This window comes from Aliivibrio sp. S4MY1, from assembly GCF_028765545.1.
Classification (GTDB): domain Bacteria; phylum Pseudomonadota; class Gammaproteobacteria; order Enterobacterales; family Vibrionaceae; genus Aliivibrio.
Window position 1 is genome coordinate 1 of sequence record NZ_JARACP010000005.1, and the last position, 24,562, is coordinate 24,562.

The window sequence follows — 24,562 nt, forward strand, 5'->3', positions numbered from 1 at the left end:
CTAGAAGAGACTAAAAGACATATCTAAGACCCCAACCAATACTGCGCTTGCGCCACAGAAAACTTCCCCGCAGTAGCGCCCTGCGCGGTCGGGGTTAATCCTGTTCGGCGCGCCGTTTTCAGGATAATTTACCAGATTACATCTTTTAGTTATCACAGCAACCTTGTTGCTTATATTAGGGTATATGCTCATTTCACCCCAAGCATTGGTACCCATACCATGGTATATGCTAATAGAAAGAGCATATACCAAGCATATACCAGCATATACCAACATATACCAACAATAAGTGAGCATATACCAGCAAGTACCACAGCATATACCAGCAAGTACCGTTTTAATTCAGCATATGATGATATTGTTGAGCATATACCGGCATATATCGAGACCTCCTATAAGCCTCTATAAATAAGTATATTAGTTATAAAAAAGGTAAGAGTTCTATGGATGTTAGTAAACTAAAGCAAACAAGAATTACAGGAAGACCAATCCGAATCAGTAAAGAAGATAAGAAGAAAATTATTCAATTGGTATTAGATGGGTACACGCAACAATCTGTCGGAGATTTTGTTGGTGTCTCTCAAGGAAGAGTTAGTCAAATAATGAGAGACTACCGAAATGGTGATTTAGTTCTATGACCGAATTTCTCGCATAAAAAAAGCCCATTGCGAGTGGGCTTTTTAATTAAGAAAAACATCTAAATGAAAACAACATTAATGAAAGTAACTATTTTAATGATTATTACTATTTTATTTATAGTAATAATATCATTGATTTCTCCATATTAAACAAGGAAAAAACATGAAAATTACTATTTTTAACAACAACGTTTCTGGAACACCAGAGTTTAAAGTAAATTTATCAAATAAAGCTAAGCAAAATTATTCAAAGGTCTGCACTGTATCTTTGCAAGATAATATTGCAGGAAACCACAACAGCATTGCAAAGCAATGTTGTTTGAATTCAAACATCAGAAGCACATCAAACATAATTAGGAACACACTTTATGAGTATGATTTTATTGGTGCTATTAAAGGTTATCTTGTTGCTTATAATACAGCATCAAAGATATTAATGACTTACGATATAAAAAACAAAACAATTTACTGCATTAAAACTACTCATTTTTCTAGTTGGGAAAGTGATGTTAATACTCATAAAAAATCGTTTAGTTATTTTGGTACTGAAGCGTTAGAGTTTAGCATCCGTACTAACTATAAAAAAATCATTACAGCGTTAGATTCATCAATTAAATTAACCGAGTTAGATGAAGTAGACAAAATTATAGACCAAAGAATTAACGAGCATGCTTCATTGTATAAACATCAAATAAATGAACTGAAAAGAAAACTTGAAGAACGTGACAATGAAATTGCTAGCTTGAAAAAAAAATTAGATAGTAAGGAGAATAATGTGAAATACGAACAACTATTTTTGGAAGAACTCAATGAACTAAAGAATGAGAACATTCGACTATCAGAGATAGAAAACAAAGCTCTTGATTTGTTCAGTAAAACAAAAGAGCTTGGATTTGGTTCTTTTACTGAGTCACTTGATTTTGTTGAAGAAAAACTAAAAACAAGGTTTGAAGTAATTAGTTCTATCGATAGTGAAAGCACTTCTGTTGAAGAGCCTACCTTTGACACAAATACAGATGTTTGTCGAATAAAAAAGGACATTAAACTTGTTAAAGAAACTTACGAGAAAATTATTGATACAAAAGACAACTTAGATTTCAGTGAAACCGATTTAATAGAAAGTTATAAAACCATCCATGAAATAGCTCTATCAAATGATTTAGCGACTCCACTTTGTCATGTAAAAACAAAAACAAAAGAAACTGTTCACTGGATTGTTTCATCTCTTATAGATAAAGCAAAACTAGTCGCGTAAAGATTTACAACTAATCAATCAGGTATATTGAATGAACTTTGATAACGTAATTATTGCCACTAAACCAAACGGAGCACTTGAATTAGTACCATATGTAGTGCATCAGCATAAAAAGGTTTGCCGAAAAACTAGAACCGTTTTAGAAATAAAAAGCGTCCCCAAAATACCATCACATTGGTTAATATCTCGCTTTGGAAAACACCACATTCCAATGAAAGGAAAACTAATTGGGAGATATGTTGAAAAAGTAAGTTCAGCAAAACTATTTCAGTACATCAGAGGACGCACTACTACAGGATTGGAAAATACTTTGAAAGATTGGGAGTTTACTGTCGTACCAATTAATGAAGTAAACGACTACCTAAATGTTTCTCAGCTGAATAGTGAAACTCTACAACACCTAAACGAGATAGCAAATTCTCACAGAAGCAATTAGCTCTTTATAATCAATAGCTTATAGTAAATCCCCAAGATTCGTTCGTTCATTGAAAAACATCAATTAAATCATTAAATATCAATAACATACAACATTTTTGATTATATTATAAACACTCCAGATTTCACGAAACCAGTTTTTGTATATGAATACTAAGAACTTTCACCAGAGTTCACGGTAGCAATTCCGACGAAGCGCTATCACAAATTGTGTTGATTTTAACTACACAATTTGTATATTTTGTATAGTTAAAATCAACAAACAATGTACATGGTGGACTGGCTGTTTAAGATATCCAAAAAGGAGAATCTATGGCATCCGTATCAGCAGTTGTATCAAAACAACAAATCGACACTATCTCATCCAAGTTACGTGCGTACGGACAACAGTACCAAGATGTCTGGGACTTAGGTATCCAACTAGCTTTGAGAATATCTGACCTACTAAACATACGGTACGAAGACATCAGGCACAACAGACTTCGCATCGTAGAAGCAAAAACACAAAAAGTTGTCAACGTGCTGCTAAACGAGAAATCGCTACAAATCATCTCAAGACGACGTAATGATTTCCCAAAAGACGTATATCTGTTTCAGTCACATCATAAAAATGTAAGTGGTACGAAACCACTCACAAGGATTGCAGTGTACAAAACATTCCGTGTTGTGGGTGATGACATTGGAATATCGCTTGGCACCCACTCCATGAGAAAAACACGAGGCTACTTTGTGTACCGTGAATTTGGAATTGGTGAAACAATGCGAATGCTCAACCACTCAAAAGAAGCAGTAACACTTCGATACATCGGAATCACACAACAACGAATGGATGAAGTTAGTAGTATGGAACTATAAGAGACACTTTAACTTCGTATGTATGAATTATCATATTTTTGCATTAGAAGTGACTAAAGATATACACCAAAAACGAGCACTTTTCATAAACACCTTTAAAATCAACCACTTACATAGCTTTATGCTTGTATAAATTGTTTATAAATCAATAGCTTATGTTGTTTTGTTTAAAGCACGTTTTCTTGAATTATTATATTTCTAGAAATTGAAGTTGAGAATATTATGATAAGACGAGTGAAAATGGTACGTTCTGAAGTACCTGCTCTAAATGAGCGTGAATTTACTAAGTATATTAGATTCGTTAATCGAAATCGTACAAAAGAGAAAGGCGAACTACATCACACGTTTCCGTCAGCACTATCTAGAACATCTAAACGATATGATGACAAAACCGATTTCGTGTTTGATATAGATGCTGACTCGTTTGATTTGAAGAATCTGTCGTACCAGAACCATCTAATCGCACATGAAATGTTGGCACATTCTACTGGTCATAAATCTATGTGGTCTGCTTTCTGGTTGATGCTCAATCAGAACAAAAGTATCTATGAAACGAATGGAATTGAAGTCTGTGCCGATCTTTATGCAACTGCGAAAGCCAATTTTAGTGAAATCGTGTCTGGGCAAAACCGCCGAGCTGTACAGAATGGGACGCATCACTTGTTAACAGAACCATGGAACAATCCAAGTACGTTGAAATCAAAGAATGGTAGATTAATGTGGATGTTAATGGAACAACTACATCAACTATGGATACTTAACAAACAACCAAAGCGTGTGAAGTTCAATTATGTGGTTTATACAGTGTTCGGCTTTAAAGTACGAACGGACGCATTAGTGGATGTATTTGAGAACCGATACGAAGAAATGTTAGCAAAATATTGTGATTGGAAGTCTAATTGGACGCATTCTGAAATTGAAACGTATCAGAAGTACCAAAATATTGAACTAAAATCCAATGTATACGAAAAACTGTTCCAACCACCATGGAATACTTTAGCACGGAAAAATCCAAACAGCATGGAACTGTGGCACCAGCTCCCAACTATGCACGAACTATGGCAATCTTCTGGACGACCTACATATCGTAAATTCAACAGAATAGTACTACAAAGTATTGGAATAGAAGCACGCACAGACAGCATGATTAAGTGGTTCAACAAACCTGATGAAGAACTATCAACATTGTTCGAACATTACGAACTGTGGAAACAGAATAACTTCCAGTCGCCCCATAAGCATCCCAACCCACTAATCAATATATCCAATCACTAAATACCAAAAAAGAGCCACAGGGCTGTTTCAGGTGTTTCTGAACTACTTACTACGCTCTAACCGACAGTTCTTCACGAATTCCACTGCATTTAGTTCGTCCACGATAGCTTCTGGGTCAGATTTACTCAAATCAAAGTATTCATAAACACTGGGAAGCTCCGAAACCACAGTTCCAGCTTCCACTAAATCCAGTCTTACTCTAGTCCAATCGGCAATTTCTGAATCCGTGACACCGTTTTTTCGTGCAATAGACACATCTGATGCAGTTCCAGCAGATACTAAAAAATCAGTACAATTCCATTCTACTGATTTGTCTTTGTTAGGCTTATTCTTTACATGACGACTAAGCATCCTCTTTCTCCTCGTAATACGAACTAATCATTTCTTCTAACTCAGACGTGCTCATCCTACGAGTCAATTCACCAAACGCCAGTTTGAGCTCTAAGCTTTCGTTCTTTAATTCGTTCTGTACTTCTGCTAAATAGATGCTGTTACTGTGAGTGATGTGCTTATCTGTAATACGCAGGATCACTTCGTTACGGATCTCATCGCCGTACTTCCCATCAACGATCTCATGAAAAACTTCGGCCACTTTACTACTCATATCATCCGTTAGTAGCAGCTCATCTAGCTTCTTGTTGAAAAGTGTCTTTTTACTTTTACCACGTTTGCTTTTAGCGCCAGCCAGTGATGCTGAAGTGGAATTAAATTTACCCATAACATACTCCCGTTATTTACGTTACTTTCTTCGTTATATAGGAGTATTTATCTAAAAGTGGCCGTGGTACGCACAGGTGTGTTCTGGAGTGTTTTTGGTCATAAAAAAAGGAGCCGAAGCTCCTTTGTAGAATTCAAATTCAATCTAGAAATCTGAAAATCTCTGCTGAGTTGCAGTGTTCTCTTAATGTGTAATATCGGTCTATGAAGAACTCGCACAGCACGTTGTTTGTACCATGATAGTGCCATGCTAATTGATTGTACGTGTACATCGTAATTGCCAATCCAGCAATCTTCTCATCCACAGTTTCTTCAAAGTAATTATTTGGATTAAATAAAACACATTCTCCGATGTGGGGATATGCATACCAGACATCTTCTATTTCTTCAAAGTTCCATGAACCGCCATCATAGTCCTTGATGTATTTACTCGCGAAGTTGTAGATGTTGCTTTCTAAAATTAGATAAGCTGTTGGTGCCATTTTGTGAAACATAGTATCTCTCGTTAATTAAAGATACTGTAATTTTATACAGTAATTTTGTAACTGTACACAAATCGTACACGTATTGTTGTGTACTGAAAATGGGCTTCTGGGGGACGTTCTGTGGTGCTTTTAGATATTATGTATGTGTTATATCAAATAACGTATTTGGAAGTGGCTAGGTGCTTCTGGGGAGTTGGATAATAAAAAGGAGCCGAAGCTCCTTATTTGATTGATTTTTCATTATATACAACATCATCGTGATGCATAATTTCACTGTCTTCAATTTATCTTTTTCATTCGTTTTATCATGTTGTAGATAATCGTTAGCGACTTAAACAGACTGGAGTCTGACAGCGCTGTTTAAGTCGCAACCGAATTGCCGATAACCATATTCCAACAACAAGATGTGTAGCTCTTTGTAGGACATAACAATACGTTCATCAACAAAGCAAAGTCCGTTTTTCGAAGTCAATTACTTTATGTAAGCCACTCACACCATCAGTACCATCATCAGTACCATCATCAGTACCATCATCATCGAAATACATATCTTCTTCAACTAACACACAATATTCTTTTAAGTTCATTAAAGCCTCTCTTTTAGCACACACCACCCCTTAACTGAAAGCGAAAAAGCATACCAACCACAAATATGTTACATAATGTGTCATTGGATTTAGTTAAATAACAACAAAAGGAGAACTAAAATGAATGAACGACAAATTAAAGACTATTTTGCACTGTTAGAACACGCTGATTTAGATAAGTTATCTGAACGAGAAACGGACGAAACTGTTATGACGTTTCTAGAAAAAGTGGATGTGGATAAACTTAGTAAGTCAGTTGATGGGGAAATTTCTAAAGTGATAAAGTATTTCGAAAATATTGTGGATGTAACTGAGATTGAAGAAGCGAAAATCGAGTGGTTAAAGTTATGTTTACTGAAGCATAAGTTGGATAAGTTATGAACTATTTCGAATACAAGACTTCGTTGAAGTACATCAACAAGCAAATTAATGCGTTAAGTGAATTTGTTTCAGTTAATGAGCTATGGAATTACGATTCCCAATTAGGTGATGATATTGATATAGTGGACGATAAGCTTGATATATTGTGGAAAGACCTGCATTTGTGGAAAGCTAGATTAGAATTAGTTTAATGGGAAGCTGTTGCTTCCCATTTTTGTTAATTATGCTTCCCACTCATACGGAGTATGTTTTATCTGATCTAAGAAGCTCTCTACGTTGGCAACATACTTAATTTCTGTGTTACCAAATCCATGCTTTTGATCAAGAATAAATGATATTGAAATTGCGTTTATTTGTTTAATTTCAACACGCCAAACTGAGCGTGTTTTAACTTTCTTAATGAGATGGAACGAAATTTCTTTTATTAGCTTTCGTAATTCTAAATTTCTAACCGAGCTGTCTTCAATATCAATTATGCTTTCAAAAGATACATCTACATCTCTTTGATTATTATCTTCAATAATAGAGCTATCAATTGATGTTTTTATCTCGTTTATCTTAACGTACAAGTCAGCTAGCTGTTCTACCAACCCTCTTTCGATTAGCAGGTTTTCTGTACGTTTAACTACTTCAAGTTGTTTTTGAAGTTCAGGTGTTTTTGATACATAAGTAGATTCATTTTTCTGGTATGTTAGTTTTTTTAATACACGATCCAGATAAATCTCTGGTTGTCTTACCATGTCAGTCTGAGTGCAACTTCCTTCCGTTGACTTTATGCATTTACGGTATAGACGTTGAGAACCTTTGTATGTCGTCGTTCTTTGAACCATACCAGCACCACAGTTGCCACATTTTAAAAGCTGACTGTATGCACCTTTTCTTGTGATTCGCCCACCCAATCCATTAGATGACTTTTGTTGAAGCATCTTCCATTGGTCGAAAGAAATCAGACTTGGGAAAATGTTTAGCTGGATGTCGATTGGTGTTTTGTTCATGCGACCTGTTGCTTTATCGGTATCAAAGTATGCTTTTGCACCGTACAGAGCGACATTTTCAATAATCGAACGAACACCAGAACCAGACCAAGCAGCTCCAGTAGAAGTTGAGTAGTTTTCTTTGTTTAGATTTTTAGCTACAGATTGAAGTGATTGCGCTTGTGAACGAAGTTCTACAAGACGGAGGATTGTCGATTTCATGTGGTTAAAAGCGAATCCCGTTTCCGTTTCAGCTCTTTCAATCCACGCTGGCAGCTTACCAACAACTTTTCGATTTTCACGAGCACGTTTTCTCTGTGCTCTAATTAGATAACTTTTTCGTTCTGATTCTTTGTGTGCTCTATCGGCATTAACCATCAGAACAATGTTGTCGCCAATATCATTAATATTCGTACTATCGTATCGTCGTCCAGTCTTTAGTAACACGACGACAATTCCAAGATTCACCAACTCATGCATGAGATCTTGGGTGATTTTCCAGCCACGTCTTGATAGGCGGTCATCATCTTCAACTAGCAGAAAAGAACCTTGGGCGACCCTGCCCGACTTAGTTGCAGCAATGAATTCACTTAATGCGGGTCTTGTGCCTTCTTTGAAGGCTGATACACCGAGGTCTTCAAACGTCTGATTGGATAGCTCTATATCGTTTCTTGAACACCACTCTTGAGCGGCTAACGTCTGTCGTTCTAACGAATCACCATCTTCCTGACGCTTTGTTGAAAACCTCGCGTATAGATATGCTTTTGACATACATCGTCCTTACTTCTGTACATCAAAAGATCATATCTTTTATATCATAACCTGTACAATACTTTAATCACATGCCAGCCAAATTTAGTTTTTACTAGGTGCGGGACAAGAGTTTCACCACTAAAGCACACTTTATCAAACTGCGGTACCATTTGACCTTTCTTAAATTCACCTAAATCACCGCCTTTTTTACCAGAAGGGCAGCTCGAGTATTTCTTTGCTAATACGTGAAATTTAGCGCCTTTTTTAAGCTGCTGAATAATGTCTTCTGCTTGTTCTTTATGTTTAACAAGAATGTGTAGCGCAGCTGCAGTGCTAGCCATGAATACCTCAAAGTGATTCTAGATAAATTAAGCTTAATTATATCGTTTATTCATCATCAATTGATAGTCTCACCTTTAAAAACCGTCTCAAAAAAACTACAATCAAGTTTATAAAAAATAATTATTTTCAGAAGGCCATTACTTATGAAAAGCAAAGCGAATCAATCGCAAGGTATGCTGCTTTTTAAACTCACGCTAACTCAACGTTTTGCTATTGGTACGTTGAAAGTTCGTGAGATCGTACCTTTTCAAGCGTTGACTTCCATTCCCTACTCTCACCACCATGTATTAGGGACAGCAACCATTCGTGATATGGCAATTCCAATCATTGATATGTCTGCTGCGGTTGGCTTTAGATCGCTTCATCAAGACGAATTTAAAGATTGCTACATTATCATCACCGACTGTATGCGCACTGTTGTTGGCTTTGCAGTAAGAGCAATAGATAAAATTATTGAGTGTGACTGGAAAGCAATTGAAGCCTCACCAAAAACGGCGGGGGCTAATGTATTTGTAACAGGCATAACTCGTGTTGAAGATAATATTGTACAGCTGCTTGATGTTGAGCTTCTATTATCAAAAATCTACCCAGAAGATACCTCAAATTTATACCCAATTTTATCTGATGTAGAAAGAGAAAAACTAAAGCCATTAAATATCTTATTAGTCGATGACTCTTTTGTTGCTCGTAAACAACTGTCAACGGCATTAGATAGCATTAATATCCCTTATCAAGTAGCAATAAACGGATTAGATGCTTATGAAATGCTAAAGAAAGCTTCTGATGAAGGGAATCCATATAATATTGTGGTAAGCGATATTGAAATGCCCGGATTAGATGGCTATGAATTAGCATTTGAAATCCAGAATGACGCTAGATTAAAAGACGCTTATGTGATCCTTCATACCTCCCTATCAAGTGAGATCTGTGTTGAGCAAGCACATCAAGTTGGTGCTCATGAAGCGTTAACGAAATTTGAAGCTACGGAATTAGTTCAAGCCATGTTACGCGGTGCAAATCATAACAATAGACAAGTTGCCTAGTTATACCAACCATTCCAGATACAAAAAACGCGTTACCTTAGCTAGGTTAACGCGTTTTTATTTTCTACTATAAACAGTCTTTAAAACAAGCTAATCAAAAAACTTAAAAGTATAAACGTATTACAGAAACAGCAACACAACCTGGACGGCGACATTTTTCGATTTCGACTTTCACTTCAGTTTCAATTTCTAAGCCACGCTTGATCGGCGTTACCGACATTAGCGTACTTCTTGCACGAATTCGCTTACCCGCTTTTACAGGATATGGAAAACGTACCTTGTTTAAACCGTAGTTTACGGTCATTTTAGCCGTAGGGAACAGTAAATTATCACTGCCTACGTTATCCGTCAGTTTTGACAACATAGACAAAGTTAAAAATCCATGTGCAATCGGTGTTTTAAATGGTGATTCTGCTGATGCTCTTTCTGGATCGGTATGGATCCATTGCATATCTTCAGTGACTGCACCAAAACTATTAATGCGTTCTTGATCCATCATTGACCAATCGCCAATATGGATTTCTTCGCCCAAACGAGCGGTTAACTCTTCAAATACAGCTTGAGTATCTAAGTTCATTTCAATTGGCTCAGGTTGAACAGCCGCGCTTTGCTGCTCATTAACAGCGCGCTTATGCTCTTTAACCCACGAAATAATGTGAATGTTGTTGGCTTTATTTAAAAATTCAATCCAGTAATCTTTAATGGTTGGTGACATCCAATCTTTTAATTCAAAGGGATGTTTCGCCAGATATTCACGCTTATGCTTTAGAAAATCGACAACCTTCATAGAGTAACCTTATTTGATATCTAATCGTAAAAACAATGCTTAAATGCCATGTTTATAATTGTGTTACATGTCACGTTTTTTTGCAAACACTTTCCGAGCATACACGCGCTCGCTGAATTACGACAAACACTTTAAATTCATACAGATAATCCAATATGCACAGTGTACAATTAATTTCAAAAATCAGACCTATCTTCTATTTTATAAAGAGAAATCCGTACTTACACTTTTTTCACAGATCAAAAAAAGAGCATAGTTATATGCTCTTTTTGCTCTATTCATTCATTTCTATGACGGTAACTATGAGCCTCTAGCTCTAATAAACTAACCTCTATAGTAGCGTTGCGGTACAAACGGCATTTTCTCTACGTTCATTGCTAGTTTTTTACCACGAACCTCTGCGAACAATTCTGTACCAATAATGGCCAAATCTGCTCTTACATATCCCATAGAAACCGGCTTTCCTGCTGTTGGGCCCGCAGTTCCCGAGGTCACGATACCAATCTCATTATCAGCCGCATCAAATAACTTACAACCTTCACGTACTGGCGCTTTACTCTGTCCCACTAAACCAACACGTTTACGATTAACATCTTTCGTTTCAATCTGCTTTAAAATGATATCTGCACCAGGGAACCCACCTGCACGCTCGCCGTTTGAACGACGATTTTTGCTGATACCCCACAGCAAACTTGCTTCTACTGGCGTCGTTGTTGTATCTAAATCATGACCATATAAGCATAAGCCACATTCAAGACGCAGCGAATCTCGCGCTCCAAGTCCGATCCACTCCACTTCTTCAAAAGAAGTTAACGCAGTCGCAAGCATTTCGGCTTTATCATTTGGTACTGAGATTTCGTAGCCATCTTCACCTGTGTAACCAGAACGACTGATGTAACACTCAATGCCATTAATCTCAATAACTGCTGTATCCATAAACAACATAGAAGCAACTGACGGTTGAAGTCGAGATAATACATCAGCCGCTTGTGGGCCTTGTAATGCCAATAAAGCACGATCTTCAATCACTTCAAGCTCGACACCTTCAGGAAGGTTCGCTTGTAAATGAGCAATGTCTTGTTCTTTACACGCGGCATTCACAACAACAAACAAGTGATCACCAAAATTAGCCACCATTAAGTCATCCATAATGCCGCCTGCATCATTCGTAAAAAATGCATAACGTTGTTTCTTAGAAGGAAGATCAATAATATCAACAGGCACTAACGCTTCTAATGCCGCGGCTGCACCCTCACCTTTTAATCGAAGTTGCCCCATATGTGATACATCAAACAAGCCAGCAGCATTGCGAGTATGAAGGTGTTCTTTTTTTACACCTAATGGATACTGAACAGGCATTTCATATCCTGCAAAAGGAACCATTTTTGCACCAGCAACTACGTGCATATCAAAAAGTGCCGTTTTATTTAGTTGTTCTGACATTCTTCTTTCTCCATTTGCCTGATATTGGTTAAGTGTGTCGGTTATTCTTGGGATCTAGATTTCTAATAAATAGTGGATTGTGATTCATCAATTACTTAGCGGTAACCCAGAGGATATGTGCATCTTCCTCACTGATGGATACCAATACATGTCCCATACTGGCATCGTAATAAACACTATCCCCTACTGCTAAATTGACTGGCTCGTAAAATTCGCTGTAAAAACAAACCTCACCTTCTAGAACCAATAAAAATTCTTCTCCGTCATGACGTACCCATTCGGCATAAGCATCAAAGTCTCTTGCACGAATACGACTTTTAAATGGCATCATCCTTTTATTGGATAATTGCGTTGCCAATAATTCATGTTCATAGGTCGCCGTTGGGTGGGGCTTACCTTGCTGCGAAAGCGTAATATCTCTACGACCTATCGCCCCTTTTTGTTTCGGCGGCTCAAATATTTGAGGAATATCGATATCCAAACCACTCGCCAATTTTTGCAGGGCCTGAAATGTCGGTGAAATCTGTTCGTTTTCTATTTTTGATAACGTAGAACGAGCAAGTCCAGTTCGCTTACTCGCCTCTTCTAACGTTAATCCAAGTTGAATTCGAATGTCTTTTAATCGCTTACCAAGATCAAGAGGGGCAATCGATTGCTCTTCGTTGTTATTCTCAATTTTAACGATTTTTGCTTCTGCCATTGCATTTTGATGATGACTCAAACGGCGCTCCTTGCTCATTAAGTATTCAATCCACCTTTGTAATACTCATCTTATCAAGAGAAAATTGCGAGATAAAAAGCAACAAGAATGCTTAAAAAGTGCGCTAGGTAGCAAAATGGGAAACAAAGTTTCTTATTGGAAACTTGGTGGTTGAATGTTGTATTTCACACTTGTATGTTTACCAGATGTAATCTAACGGTCGTTATTAATACAGATAACACCTTGTTGAGTTCCACTTAATATAATTCGCTTAAGACAATTCACACTGGAGAAGTATCATGGAAAAAGATCTTAAATTTACAGCAAGCCACGAATGGGTACGTGATAATGGTGATGGCACAGTAACTGTTGGTATCTCAAACCACGCTCAAGGACTACTTGGTGATGTTGTATTTGTTGACCTACCTGATGTAGATGATGAAGTAACAGCAGAAGAAAACTTTTCTTTAGTTGAATCTGTAAAAGCAGCGTCTGATATCTATGCACCTGTTTCTGGTGTGATTGTTGAAATCAATGAAGAACTAGAAGACAGTCCAGAACTTGTTAACGAAGAACCGTATGAAGGCGGTTGGATTGCTAAAATTAAACTGTCTGATGAAGGTCAATTAGAAAATCTAATCCCGGGCGATCAATACCTTGAAAGCATCGAAGAAGAATAAAAATAATTTAAAGGATTAAGATCATGAGTCAGCTTCTTCAACAATTAGGCACAGATAACGAGTTTATTCGTCGCCACAATGGTCCCGCTTCTTCACAGCATCAACATATGCTCAATACGGTTGGCGCTGAAACACTAGAAAAATTAATCGAAGAAACCGTACCAAGCTCAATTCGTTTACCTCAGCCAATGCAATTACCTCACGGCCTTTCTGAAAATGCCATGCTTGCTGAGTTAAAACAAATCGCTCAACAAAACACACTTAATACAAGCTACATCGGCCAAGGTTATTACAATACGCATACACCGAATGTAATTTTGCGTAATGTATTAGAAAATCCAGGCTGGTATACCGCGTATACGCCTTACCAACCTGAGATCTCTCAAGGTCGTTTAGAAGCGCTACTAAATTATCAACAAATGGTGATGGATTTAACTGGTCTTGACATTGCTAACGCCTCTTTGCTTGATGAAGCTACCGCAGCAGCAGAAGCAATGACGCTATGTAAACGCGGTGGAAAGAGCAAGAGTAATACCTTCTTTGTGGCAGACGATGTTCACCCACAAACATTAGCGGTAATTAAAACGCGTGCAGAATTCATCGGCTTTGACGTTGTTGTTGATACTGACTCAAACCTAGATTCACATGATGTGTTTGGTGCTCTACTTCAATACCCTGGCACAACGGGTGAAGTAAAAGATTTATCAACATTGATTGAACAAGCTCAGGCGAAAAAAACCTTAATTATTGTTGCCACTGACCTTCTTGCTTCTGTGCTTCTTAAACCTGTTGGTGAAATGGGTGCAGACATTGCCATTGGTAGTGCACAACGTTTTGGTGTCCCAATGGGATATGGCGGCCCACACGCAGCGTTCATGGCCACGCGTGAAAAGTTAAAACGCTCAATGCCAGGTCGTATTATTGGTGTGTCTGTTGATTCAAAAGGCAACCAAGCACTGCGTATGGCGATGCAAACGCGTGAACAGCACATTCGCCGTGAAAAAGCGACATCAAACATTTGTACAGCGCAAGCGCTACTAGCAAACATGGCCTCTTTCTACGCCGTTTACCATGGTCCAGAGGGCTTAAAAACCATTGCTCGTCGTGTACATCACTTTACCGCAATTGTTGCAAAAGCACTTCAATCAGTAGGGTTTGAGTTAGCGCATCAAAGCTTCTTTGATACGTTAACGGTTAAAACTGAGCAACAAACAGACATTCTTTACACTAAAGCATTAGCAGCAAGCATCAATTTACGTAAGTTTGATACTGAGCTTGGTATCAGCTTTGATGAAACCACCACTGTTTCTGATTTAGTTGCACTACTAACAGTATTTGGTGTTGATAATGCAGAGTGTGATACGCTTTCTAATGAAGTCGGTGCAGATGAGTTTGCTGCTATCCCTGAAACGTGCCGTCGTACTTCTTCATTCTTAACCCACCCAGTATTCAACACGCACCACAGCGAAACACAAATGCTGCGCTACTTGAAAAAACTGGAAAACAAAGATTTCTCATTAACTCACGGTATGATCCCACTAGGTTCTTGTACCATGAAGTTAAACGCTGTGGCTGAAATGCTTCCGGTAACATGGCCTGAATTTGGTGGTATTCATCCATTCGCACCACTTAACCAAGCAGCTGGCTACACGACGTTAGCCACATATCTAAAATCGATGCTTTGTGAAATAACAGGCTACGATGAATTCTCGCTACAGCCTAACTCTGGTGCTTCTGGTGAATATGCAGGCTTAATTGCGATTCAACGTTACCACCAAAGCCGTGGTGAAGGTCAACGTAATGTATGTCTAATTCCAAGCTCAGCGCACGGGACTAACCCTGCGACCGCTTCAATGGTGTCAATGAAGGTCGTTGTGGTGAAATGTGATGATAACGGCAATATCGACATGACCGATTTAGCTGAAAAAATCGCAAAACACCAAGAAAACCTATCAAGCATCATGATCACTTACCCTTCTACACATGGTGTATATGAAGAGCAAGTACGCGAAGTGTGCGACATGGTTCATGAAGCAGGCGGGCAAGTTTACCTTGATGGTGCCAACATGAATGCACAGGTTGGTTTAACGAGCCCAGGCTTTATTGGCTCTGATGTCTCTCACCTAAACTTACATAAAACCTTCTGTATTCCACATGGCGGAGGTGGTCCGGGTATGGGGCCTATCGGTGTTAAGTCTCACCTAGCGCCTTTCTTACCCGGCCACTCTGAAAACGGCGTTCAAGGGTCAGATTACGCCGTTTCCGCAGCGGATCTAGGCAGTGCCTCTATTCTTCCTATCTCATGGGCATACATAGCTATGATGGGTGAAATGGGCCTAACTGAAGCGACTAAAGTGGCGATCTTAAATGCCAACTACGTAATGGAGCGTTTACGTCCGCACTACCCTGTTCTGTACCGTGGTACCAATGGTCGCATTGCTCATGAATGTATTATTGATATCCGTCCGCTTAAAGAAGCAACAGGTATTAGTGAAGAAGACATTGCAAAACGTTTAATGGATTTTGGTTTCCATGCGCCAACCATGTCGTTCCCAGTGGCTGGTACGTTAATGATTGAACCAACAGAATCTGAAGACTTAGCAGAGCTTGATCGCTTCTGTGAGGCAATGATTGCGATTCGTGAAGAGATGAACAAAGTTCAACAAGGCGAGTGGCCGCTAGACAACAACCCGCTAGTGAATGCCCCGCATACTCAAGTCGATTTAATGTCTGATGAGTGGGATCACCCATACACTCGTGAAGTGGCGTGTTTCCCATCAACTCAAGCAAAATCCTCTAAATACTGGCCAATGGTTAACCGTGTGGATAACGTATTTGGTGATCGAAACTTGATTTGTTCTTGTCCAAGTATTGATAATTATGCAGAATAATATTCTACTGTTATAAGTAAACCCAGTACAAACAAACGGCGAACCACTCGGTTCGCCGTTTATTTATATAAAAAATCTATTAATCAAATTGTTAGAATGAAAAATAGATTAAAATTTTTATAAAAAAATGACTAAAAGCACAAACAAAAACTAGTAACCTGATAATCTATATGTAAGAATCTGCCGCTTTTTAAAAAAGCACACATAATTAAATTAAGCGTTTCTCTCTTTTATTGGCTACTGATGGCACAGCATGGCTCACCGACTAAATTCGAGCTTGTAATACCATCACCTATGGGAATAGTTTCATTTGAAAACAAACCTTAACTCAAATTCTTTTAGTACCGCATTCTTAGCGTTTATCAGATCATCACATCAAAAATTTAAAGTTGGCCCCTCAGCTTCCCATTCTTATATTTATGATCTTTCTGCTATTGCATTATTATTACTTCCCTTAACGCTCTCTAATGCAATCGCCGTGCTGCTAGGACATGCTCTTAACCATCTCGACTATACCGCGACTTCAAGTTTATTTTTTCATTTATCTAATTTACTGATCAATATCTATCCACTCTCATTTTGTGTTATTGCTGGGTACTATTTATCTCATAAGACCACTTTCAGTAGCGCATCATTTATTATTTATTCCGTTACTCTGTTTTATCTACTCTCAATAGAAAGTGGAAGCTTATCAGCGTCTTTTAACTTTCCTAACAATCCACTACTGGCATTATTAAGCGCCTCTATTACCTATTTATATTGTTATCGTTTTAATTTACAGCAGCTTGAACCACAATCTCTAGATTTTTCATCCCGTTTATTCAAGCACGTTTTTCATTTTTTTCTCTTTACTAGTTCAGCCATATTCTTGTCTAAAATAATGGCTAAATTGATCACTTATTTTACTACATTGATTGGCAATATGAATGCCGACCCTTTAACCCTCACTGGTGGGATTGTATATCAAACGATACTCGGGCTACTGGGGGCAATTGGTATTAATGGTCATAATATGCTGTTTACGATTAAACAGACTATTTATGCCGATACACAACAAAACATGGCGGACTGGGCTGCAGGTGAAGCTTCCCTTAATATTATTAACCAGGGCTTTTACGATGCTTTTTTATCGATGGGAGGATCAGGTAATACGATAAGCTTACTATTATGTATCTTGCTATTTTCTAAAGAGAAAAACCATATCATGCTTGCCCTAACCGCCTTGCCTTTGGTTATGTTCAATATCAATGAAGTTCTTTTATTTGGCTTACCTATTATCTTTAATCCATTGCTAATTGTGCCATTCGTCGCTCTGCCTATACTCAGTTTTTTAATGACTTACTTAGCCATATTTTCAGGTATTGTCTCACCAGTCACCAATATCGTTGACTGGATGACACCTCCATTATTTAGTGGCTATATTGCTATGGGAGATAATATTGAAGGCACCCTACTACAGCTTGTCATTATTATTACTGGTATATTTGTTTACCGCCCATTCTACCTTGCGTTTGCGGGTAAATATGCGCTGCATAATAAATCTTCGATTACAAATGCCTCAGTAGAGAAATCAATATTTCAGCGCTTATTGACCAATGTAAGAACGTCTGCAGCAAGCAGCTTAGTGCACTCATCTGCTCAAAAACGTTTATCTCAAATGCTTCATAAAGATGGCTTTGTAATGTACTACCAATTATTACAACCTATTGTGAAAAAAGACGCTATTTCATTTGAAGCCTTATTACGTTATCAAGACAGTGCTGGAAATATCTGTCCTCCAACCTTTATTAGTGATTTTCAACTGCTAAAAATGATGCCTACACTAGACAAGTTAGTTATTGATAAAGTCTTGGCAGATATGCAAAAAATGCCCCTTTCTCAAAATCAACGTATTGCCATCAATATTTCTGTTGCTTCAATAGAAGAAGAGGGATTTGCAGAGCATTTGATCAGCAGATTAGAGTACTTCTCTATCCCGCCACAATGGTTAGAAATTGAAATCACCGAAGAGGCTATTTTAAATAACAGTGATAATCTACTGAATACTCTAGAAATTTTAAGATCGTACGGAATAAAGATTGCTATGGATGACTTTGGAACGGGTTATGCGTCGTTTCCTCATCTATTAAAATACCCATTTGATAAAATCAAATTAGATCGCTCTTTATTACTAGACGCAATTACACCAAAAGGAAAGCAGCTTTATCAATTAATTACCAAGATGGGACATATTGCTGAGTGTGACGTTGTTGCTGAAGGTATTGAAACAGAAGAAGAGTTTAAGTTTGTTGCCGACTGTGGGGTTGATAAAATCCAGGGCTTCCTTATCTCAAGGCCTATGCCCCTATCTGATGTTCAGAAATTATTAAAACTACAAGACCGAATTCAGTCATAGAGCTGATAAAGGGGATAAGGACAGTCCCCTTTACCACATCACCAACACTGCCGCGATAGCAATTAAAAGCAACGCCAGCATATCTTTACGCTTAATCCCCTCTTTTAACCAAAAGAAAGAAATCAACATAGTAAAGAATACTTCCACTTGGCCCAGTGTCTTCACTAAGGGAACGGTTTGCAGTGACATAGCGCTAAACCAGCCAAGGGAGCCAATAAAGCTTGCTATGCTAGTCATTATCACCAATTTAGGTTTGGTAAACATCGTTATTAATGTCTTACGATCTTTAGCTAACATGTAACCCACAAGTAATATTGTTTGTAAACAAATCACCAGCAACAACACCCAAGCTGCACGATGTGGAAACGGCAAGTCGATGGTAAGGCTCGCCTCACGTACCCAAAGGGATGTTAAAGCAAAAGAAGTACTGCACGCGAGTCCAATTAATGCGGTTTTTAGAGAAATACTTTTTATTCCATTTGGACAACTCAACATAAAGACCGCAATGGCTCCCACAGCCACGCCGGCCCAGCCTAATAGTGATAATGAGGTACCAAAGAAGAGTACTCCTAAAAATGCAGCAACAGGTGCTTCACTTTTTGCAAGACCAGCACCAATCGCAAAGTTTTTCTGTTTAAACAACACCACCATTAGCCCCGTCGCGACTATTTGCATGATGGATGCACCAATAATGTAGAGATAAGAATAAGCAGTAAACGTCGGAATAGAGACAGGGTCATAATAATACAGAGCAAACAAATAGAGCACCGCTAACGGACCTGCCCACAAGAAACGTGACAAGGTAACGCCAGTCACGTTCATTTCTTTGCTTAATCGACTTTGAAACGCATTGCGCCATGATTGGCTAAATGCTGCCAATAACGTAAATAATATCCAGCTCACAATAATCCTTTATAAACCATCCTTGTGACTACATAGTACCTTAGCTTTCGTTAATGTTCTTATGTTTCAAGTATTGATTATTTATTGCTGCCTATTACCCATAATTAAATACACAAAGTCCAATCCACTTATAAACTAAAGGAGCGTCTCCTCATCACAGATGAAAACCACCTCAGCAGAGATTTGATATGTAGCCCCCGATTTTACCCCATCAGAATGCACCTTTATTTTCTCAAATAAATCAGGTATTAGCTTATCTTTTAATGATTTATGTAACCCTGTCAGTGATTGACGGACAAAATCTTTCGTTAACGTCGCTAACTCGGAATGATCTTTTTGTCGCCATTGCCCTTCATCTTCCAACCCCATGGTTTTATATAAACGAACATCGGCTTTCATTTTATCGAGCACAGTTAAATAATCTACCGTTTGTGTTTTATCGCCTTCAAAGTAACGATCCAACACAGCTTTACGGTTATCTTTAAGTAAAAAGAACAGGTAAATAGCCAACAGCTTGCCCGTTAATTGAATTTTCACCCCTGCGACTTCAACCGTTTTTTCTGTTGTTGAAATACTCACTCTAACTTGCGTGTTATTGGCACTATTTAACGCCGACACGGTTTTAGAAAATGAATGCGTTTCCATTTGATTAATAATGCACTCATCCACCTGACGACGCATGCGTACAAATGGAATTTCAGCTAATGTTACCGTCGCCTCTTTGGCATTAATGACCTTACCCTGCTTGCCTTGTATAAAGCAATCAACAGGCGTTGGGTAATAAAAATCGCTAACAAATTCAAACTCGTCATCCACAAAAACATGACTTAACACATCTTGCTCACGGCCATACAAAGACATCGCATAACCCATGTAAAATGCCATGGTTTTACGGCCACCCGCAATAGAGGCGTGAATCGCCACCTCATTATCTTGAGTTAACAATGCCACTTTACGAGTAATAAAATCCGCCATAATAGATTGATCATCAACGCCTTTAGCGTCCACAAGCGCATTGCTATTATCATCGGTAATCACCCAGATATGATCAGTGTTAAAAGTAATGGGTGGCAAGTGATAATCAGCCAGTAACTTATCCCAATAGCCTTGTACAAACAGCCCTTCTTTAAGCGTCTGTTTTGAATCTTCAGTGGTAATAGCATACACCGCTTCAGGCATGGGTTTACCTTGTGTATGCAGGGCGTAAATCGTCTCTGTTAATACTTGGGGACTGGCGCCAGTAACGGCGATAAGGATATTTTTCATGGGGCCTCAGGGGGGATAAGGAGCTAATACAGCCATTAGCTCCCTGCACTCTTTTTAAAAATGAATATTTAATAATGTATTTTGTAAATTAGATAACTGAGATAAATCCCCTATTTTATTATCTAACTCTTCATCTATTTTATTAATTTCATTTTCAATCACACTTATTTGAGTTGATAAAATATCATTAATTATCTCCTCTACCGATGAAGATAATCCCGATATAATAGATTGAGATATTTGATCCACAGCCTGATAAAGCTCTACTGCTTGCATTCTTTGTCTCTCATTCTCTTTTTCTTGTTGCTCATTCGCTTTATAAGCATCCCAAAAAACAGAAACAACTTGAATCACAATTGCCGCTCGACCAGCCCATTGACCTAATGTTTTCTCCCATCGACCTTTTAGCCCCGGAATTTTAAACTTTCTACCATATAACAAACCTTGCTTAATGGTTTTTTCATCGCTAAAAAACGTTTTTGCTTGGTTAAGTATCGAATCAAAAAATGGGTTATTTTTATCTTCACTTGCTTGTTTCAGTGTATGCAGAACATCGCATGAAAGAGTGCTGTAATGATGACTTAATGACTCTTCCAGCCATAACTCCACTTTTTTATATAAAGGTGATATTAATGCCTCTAATTCTGTGTCCAATTCAATTTGATTCGTCGATTGAGTCAGCGTTTGGCTTATTTGAGCTTTCATTAGTCTGACATTATGCGAGATCATTTCTCTCGATTCTAATATCAGCCCTTTTTTTCTTGCCTGCAAGTGTGCTAAATCTTGTCTGAAATTTAACAGATTATCATTACTCTCATCAGAACCGTCTTGTTTCAATTCCGTAATAATAGGCATATACCAAAGAGTATTTACCGCACTGATAGCATGCTGTAACCTTTCTTGTTCGGCATCATTCATTTTTACCCACTGCTCAAATAATGAGATAAAATTGGTATACCCTGAATGTTCTAACAATTTATCATGCTGATTTAAACGGCCATTTAGTGCTGTTTTAAGGTTAATTGGACACACCACCAACTCTTGGATTTGTTTATCTTCAATGCCATATTTAGGAGCCTGAGACATAACAATTGAATGGATCTTTTTATAAGCAATCGCCTTATCATCATCATTCGTTAATTGATGATTTAATACGATAAATACTTTTTTACCTAATGCTAGCATTTCAAAAAGACGGATATAAAGATCTTTCGAATCTTGATCCCCCTCACGAATAACAAATAACATCACCGAAGAGCGCTTTATTTGTTCATTCGTTGTTTTTTCATGCTCGATTGGTGCATTAACTCCAGGAGTATCTAATAATTTATACCCACACCAATTAAACTCATCTACCTTATCCGTTGTCGGTATATCATTCACAACGGCTAATTCTTCACCCAGTAGGACATTTATTAAGGTGCTTTTTCCTGCGTTATAAGCGCCATATAACATGATTTGAAGCGTATCATTATCTATGATATCGAATAACTCTTTCTTCAACTCATTTGTATCTCGATATTTATTGATCAATGGATCAGACGCGATGATATTTTCTTTAATTTGAGCAAATGCCGTTAGCATACATTAACCCCTAAATTCTTGAATCTGACATTCAAATTTTTCTATTTCACCTAAAATAGCATTTGCAAAACGATCCACCACAAGAACTGAATCTCTCACTTCACTCATCGTATGATGGACTAAATTAGGAATAAGAATCGTTACTTTTCCTGAAATGTGCATAAGCATATCTTCTACAGAAAAGCCTACAACATGTTCAACTTGTTCGGTTTCGACCCAATAATTACCAACAGCAGAACCAGCAGCACCACCTAGCATTCCGCCAATAAAGCCACCAATCGCGGTACCAACTCCGGGTAAAATCATACTCCCAATTAACGCACCACCAGCAGAACCACCAATTCCTCCAACACCCGCTGAAATACTTTTACCAACACTGCCTTTTATTCGCTCAACATTCACCGTCTGTTTTTCAAAATCACCTAAATCATCGGTATTTAGTGAGCTGGATGTCGTATTGATTTGATTGACGAGATCTTTTAACTCTTCTTGTAAAATAAGCGTTAGCTCATGTTCGATTAATTGATTTAAATCTGATGATATCGCCACTTTATCTTGGCTAGCTGAATGCTGTTCAACCACGCCTCTTACTTGAGATTTTACGGTTGTTAACAACTCAGAAATAATAAGGCTTTCTTTTTTCTTTAGATCATCCAATGTTTTTTGTGTCTGATCTTTTAATTTTAAAAGCTGAGGTGAGATATCTTTTTCTAACGTAGATAACACATTATCATTTATAAAATTAATAAGCTGTTGATTTGCTTTCTCTACTTTATATTCTTTTGCTTCATGAATAATATCCGATAACGACGAAAATAATCGATTCAACCCTGCTTGAGATTGTGCATTATCTTTTTCTTGATGCTCTCTATAAGCGTGAATAGAAATAGAAATAGCTGATTTTAAATCATCTACATTCCCTAGTACTTTTACACGCTCAATCACATCAACTTCTTGAAGTTGGCGTATTGATTCTGACTTATTAACAATAGTATGAACCAAATCATTAAGCTCATCACTCCAATCTTCTATCAGTTGATCACTTCGAGTAATAATCGGCAGAAGAGGTTTCTTTTTTTCTAACTCAAGTTTCAGATCCGTCAATTCTTGCACTTGACCTGGAGAACTTGATGGCGTAAGCCACAAAACGGCATCTGCACTGTCTGTAAATCGACGAGTTAAATCGCCATTCTCATCAACAATAGAATGCAGGCCCGGAGAGTCTAATAAAACAAAGTTGCGACCAATCTCTACACCTTGAATCGTTGCGGTTGTTTCTACCACCCCTTCTGCAAAACTCTGTTCAAAATATTCAATACTATTATCAACAAAGCAAAATCGTTTAATCTCTTCATTAGGGAATTGCTCTGTTATGAAATTACAAAACGAACTTTTCCCTGCATTCACCTTACCAAAAACCAATAAAATTATTCTATCTGAATACTCTTCTGATAATTTTTTCATTGGTAAAGAATCAATTAATTTTTCATTCCACTCTTTAATACCATTTAAAACCGACACCTTAAGAGCATCGGTCAAACTAAACAATAATGATTCTTTTTTTAATTTACCATTTGAATTTTTAAGTGTTTTTTTTATTTTACTTTCAAATTCAAATTGCATTTTTGTCAATTCATCTTCGCGGTTATTCACTAAAACAAAGTCACCCGTAAAGTCACGTAAAGATGTAACAAAAACATTTTCATTCTTCACCATTTATATCGATTCCAAATAACGCTGTATCTCTTTTAGTTCTTTTAACTGCTTTTCAAGTTGACTTTCTTCTTCTTTTACTTCGATCATTTTCTTCGAACTAGAAAGTATTTTTTCAATCTCTGATGTTGAATCATTCACACCATTTACAATAATATTTGAAATATACGATTTAAACTCAGTACTTGATAAATCACTGATCTCGTATTTTTCCATTAACCGCATTGATTCTTGATGGATTAATGCTTTTTTCTCTTTTTCTATTTGCCTTTGAACGCGTAACGCTTCGTCTTTTCGAGCATTATCTATTTTTTCTTGCTCTTCTTGACGTAATCGATTTCGCTCTTCTCTTTCCCAACGCTCTTGACGTTCTTTTGCCTCATCTTCTTCAATCGAAGATTTGATCGCAGAACCAACCAATCCAACTACTGCAGCACCAATTAACCATGGAATAGCCATT

At 37.7% G+C, this 24,562-nt stretch carries 25 protein-coding genes; 11 read left to right on the forward strand and 14 right to left on the reverse strand.

What is annotated here, in order from left to right:
* Positions 1-443: 443 nt before the first annotated feature.
* From PVK71_RS06800 to PVK71_RS06820, 5 genes are all read left to right on the forward strand, one after another.
* Entirely contained in the window at positions 444-638 is a 195-nt protein-coding gene (locus PVK71_RS06800; RefSeq protein ID WP_274420922.1) for a sigma factor-like helix-turn-helix DNA-binding protein, read from the forward strand.
* Between the two features lie 163 nt (positions 639-801).
* Positions 802-1,893, forward strand: coding sequence for a hypothetical protein (locus PVK71_RS06805; protein WP_274420920.1), 1,092 nt, complete (start codon positions 802-804; stop codon positions 1,891-1,893).
* Positions 1,894-1,924: 31 nt separating this feature from the next.
* The gene (locus PVK71_RS06810; RefSeq protein ID WP_274420919.1) at positions 1,925-2,329 is read left to right on the forward strand and encodes a hypothetical protein; all 405 of its coding nucleotides are present in this window, start codon (positions 1,925-1,927) and stop codon (positions 2,327-2,329) included.
* Positions 2,330-2,640: 311 nt separating this feature from the next.
* Entirely contained in the window at positions 2,641-3,183 is a 543-nt protein-coding gene (locus PVK71_RS06815; RefSeq protein ID WP_274420918.1) for a tyrosine-type recombinase/integrase, read from the forward strand.
* 240 nt (positions 3,184-3,423) lie between these two features.
* Positions 3,424-4,458, forward strand: coding sequence for a hypothetical protein (locus tag PVK71_RS06820; protein ID WP_274420917.1), 1,035 nt, complete (start codon positions 3,424-3,426; stop codon positions 4,456-4,458).
* Positions 4,459-4,500: 42 nt separating this feature from the next.
* Here the strand turns inward: PVK71_RS06820 and PVK71_RS06825 are convergent, their stop codons facing one another.
* The 4 genes from PVK71_RS06825 to PVK71_RS06840 form a co-directional block, all read right to left on the reverse strand.
* Positions 4,501-4,809 carry a hypothetical protein gene (locus PVK71_RS06825; RefSeq protein ID WP_274420915.1) on the reverse strand — a complete coding sequence of 103 codons (309 nt, stop codon included), beginning with the start codon at positions 4,807-4,809 and terminating at the stop codon, positions 4,501-4,503.
* A complete protein-coding gene (locus PVK71_RS06830; RefSeq protein WP_274420913.1) occupies positions 4,802-5,176 on the reverse strand; it encodes a hypothetical protein in 375 nt (124 codons plus the stop codon). The genes PVK71_RS06825 and PVK71_RS06830 overlap by 8 nt, the downstream gene beginning before the upstream one ends.
* A 139-nt stretch (positions 5,177-5,315) precedes the next feature.
* On the reverse strand, positions 5,316-5,669 hold the full coding sequence (locus PVK71_RS06835) for an antirestriction protein (protein WP_274421781.1): 354 nt from the start codon (positions 5,667-5,669) through the stop codon (positions 5,316-5,318).
* 431 nt (positions 5,670-6,100) lie between these two features.
* Positions 6,101-6,247: a hypothetical protein gene (locus tag PVK71_RS06840; RefSeq protein WP_274420911.1), complete on the reverse strand. Its 147-nt coding sequence runs from the start codon at positions 6,245-6,247 to the stop codon at positions 6,101-6,103.
* Positions 6,248-6,367: 120 nt separating this feature from the next.
* On the opposite strand from PVK71_RS06840, the gene PVK71_RS06845 reads away from it, so the two are divergent.
* Entirely contained in the window at positions 6,368-6,628 is a 261-nt protein-coding gene (locus tag PVK71_RS06845; RefSeq protein WP_274420910.1) for a hypothetical protein, read from the forward strand.
* Entirely contained in the window at positions 6,625-6,819 is a 195-nt protein-coding gene (locus PVK71_RS06850) for a hypothetical protein (RefSeq protein WP_274420909.1), read from the forward strand. The genes PVK71_RS06845 and PVK71_RS06850 overlap by 4 nt, the downstream gene beginning before the upstream one ends.
* A gap of 30 nt (positions 6,820-6,849) precedes the next feature.
* Here PVK71_RS06850 and PVK71_RS06855 read toward each other — a convergent pair whose 3' ends face one another.
* Together PVK71_RS06855 and ppiC are read right to left on the reverse strand one after the other, a co-directional pair.
* Positions 6,850-8,373 carry a recombinase family protein gene (locus PVK71_RS06855; protein WP_274420908.1) on the reverse strand — a complete coding sequence of 508 codons (1,524 nt, stop codon included), beginning with the start codon at positions 8,371-8,373 and terminating at the stop codon, positions 6,850-6,852.
* Between the two features lie 44 nt (positions 8,374-8,417).
* Positions 8,418-8,696 carry a peptidylprolyl isomerase PpiC gene (ppiC, locus tag PVK71_RS06860; RefSeq protein ID WP_274420907.1) on the reverse strand — a complete coding sequence of 93 codons (279 nt, stop codon included), beginning with the start codon at positions 8,694-8,696 and terminating at the stop codon, positions 8,418-8,420.
* A 144-nt stretch (positions 8,697-8,840) separates the two neighbouring features.
* Between ppiC and PVK71_RS06865 the strand changes: the two genes are divergently transcribed.
* Positions 8,841-9,740, forward strand: a complete 900-nt coding sequence (locus PVK71_RS06865) for a chemotaxis protein (RefSeq protein ID WP_274420906.1) — start codon at positions 8,841-8,843, stop codon at positions 9,738-9,740.
* Between the two features lie 103 nt (positions 9,741-9,843).
* Here PVK71_RS06865 and PVK71_RS06870 read toward each other — a convergent pair whose 3' ends face one another.
* The 3 genes from PVK71_RS06870 to PVK71_RS06880 all read right to left on the reverse strand — a co-directional run bounded on the left by PVK71_RS06870 (position 9,844) and on the right by PVK71_RS06880 (position 12,670).
* The gene (locus tag PVK71_RS06870; protein WP_130043743.1) at positions 9,844-10,527 is read right to left on the reverse strand and encodes a MaoC family dehydratase; all 684 of its coding nucleotides are present in this window, start codon (positions 10,525-10,527) and stop codon (positions 9,844-9,846) included.
* Between the two features lie 324 nt (positions 10,528-10,851).
* Complete coding sequence (gene gcvT, locus PVK71_RS06875; RefSeq protein ID WP_274420905.1) at positions 10,852-11,970, reverse strand: glycine cleavage system aminomethyltransferase GcvT; 1,119 nt, start codon at positions 11,968-11,970, stop codon at positions 10,852-10,854.
* A 91-nt stretch (positions 11,971-12,061) separates the two neighbouring features.
* Positions 12,062-12,670, reverse strand: coding sequence for a helix-turn-helix domain-containing protein (locus tag PVK71_RS06880; protein ID WP_274420926.1), 609 nt, complete (start codon positions 12,668-12,670; stop codon positions 12,062-12,064).
* A 299-nt stretch (positions 12,671-12,969) separates the two neighbouring features.
* Between PVK71_RS06880 and gcvH the strand changes: the two genes are divergently transcribed.
* The 3 genes from gcvH (at position 12,970) to PVK71_RS06895 (ending at position 18,636) form a co-directional block, all read left to right on the forward strand.
* Positions 12,970-13,350, forward strand: coding sequence for a glycine cleavage system protein GcvH (gene gcvH, locus PVK71_RS06885; RefSeq protein WP_274420904.1), 381 nt, complete (start codon positions 12,970-12,972; stop codon positions 13,348-13,350).
* A gap of 23 nt (positions 13,351-13,373) precedes the next feature.
* Positions 13,374-16,241, forward strand: a complete 2,868-nt coding sequence (gene gcvP / locus PVK71_RS06890; protein WP_274420903.1) for an aminomethyl-transferring glycine dehydrogenase — start codon at positions 13,374-13,376, stop codon at positions 16,239-16,241.
* A 361-nt stretch (positions 16,242-16,602) separates the two neighbouring features.
* Positions 16,603-18,636, forward strand: a complete 2,034-nt coding sequence (locus PVK71_RS06895) for an EAL domain-containing protein (RefSeq protein ID WP_274421798.1) — start codon at positions 16,603-16,605, stop codon at positions 18,634-18,636.
* Positions 18,637-18,666: 30 nt separating this feature from the next.
* Here PVK71_RS06895 and PVK71_RS06900 read toward each other — a convergent pair whose 3' ends face one another.
* The 5 genes from PVK71_RS06900 to PVK71_RS06920 all read right to left on the reverse strand — a co-directional run bounded on the left by PVK71_RS06900 (position 18,667) and on the right by PVK71_RS06920 (position 24,561).
* A complete protein-coding gene (locus tag PVK71_RS06900) occupies positions 18,667-19,539 on the reverse strand; it encodes a DMT family transporter (protein ID WP_274420902.1) in 873 nt (290 codons plus the stop codon).
* 135 nt (positions 19,540-19,674) lie between these two features.
* On the reverse strand, positions 19,675-20,805 hold the full coding sequence (gene csm6, locus PVK71_RS06905) for a CRISPR-associated ring nuclease Csm6 (protein ID WP_274420901.1): 1,131 nt from the start codon (positions 20,803-20,805) through the stop codon (positions 19,675-19,677).
* Between the two features lie 54 nt (positions 20,806-20,859).
* Positions 20,860-22,389, reverse strand: coding sequence for a GTPase (locus PVK71_RS06910; protein ID WP_274420900.1), 1,530 nt, complete (start codon positions 22,387-22,389; stop codon positions 20,860-20,862).
* A 3-nt stretch (positions 22,390-22,392) separates the two neighbouring features.
* Complete coding sequence (locus PVK71_RS06915) at positions 22,393-24,105, reverse strand: GTPase (RefSeq protein WP_274420899.1); 1,713 nt, start codon at positions 24,103-24,105, stop codon at positions 22,393-22,395.
* Positions 24,106-24,561, reverse strand: coding sequence for a hypothetical protein (locus tag PVK71_RS06920; protein ID WP_274420898.1), 456 nt, complete (start codon positions 24,559-24,561; stop codon positions 24,106-24,108).
* Between the last annotated feature and the right edge of the window lies 1 nt (position 24,562).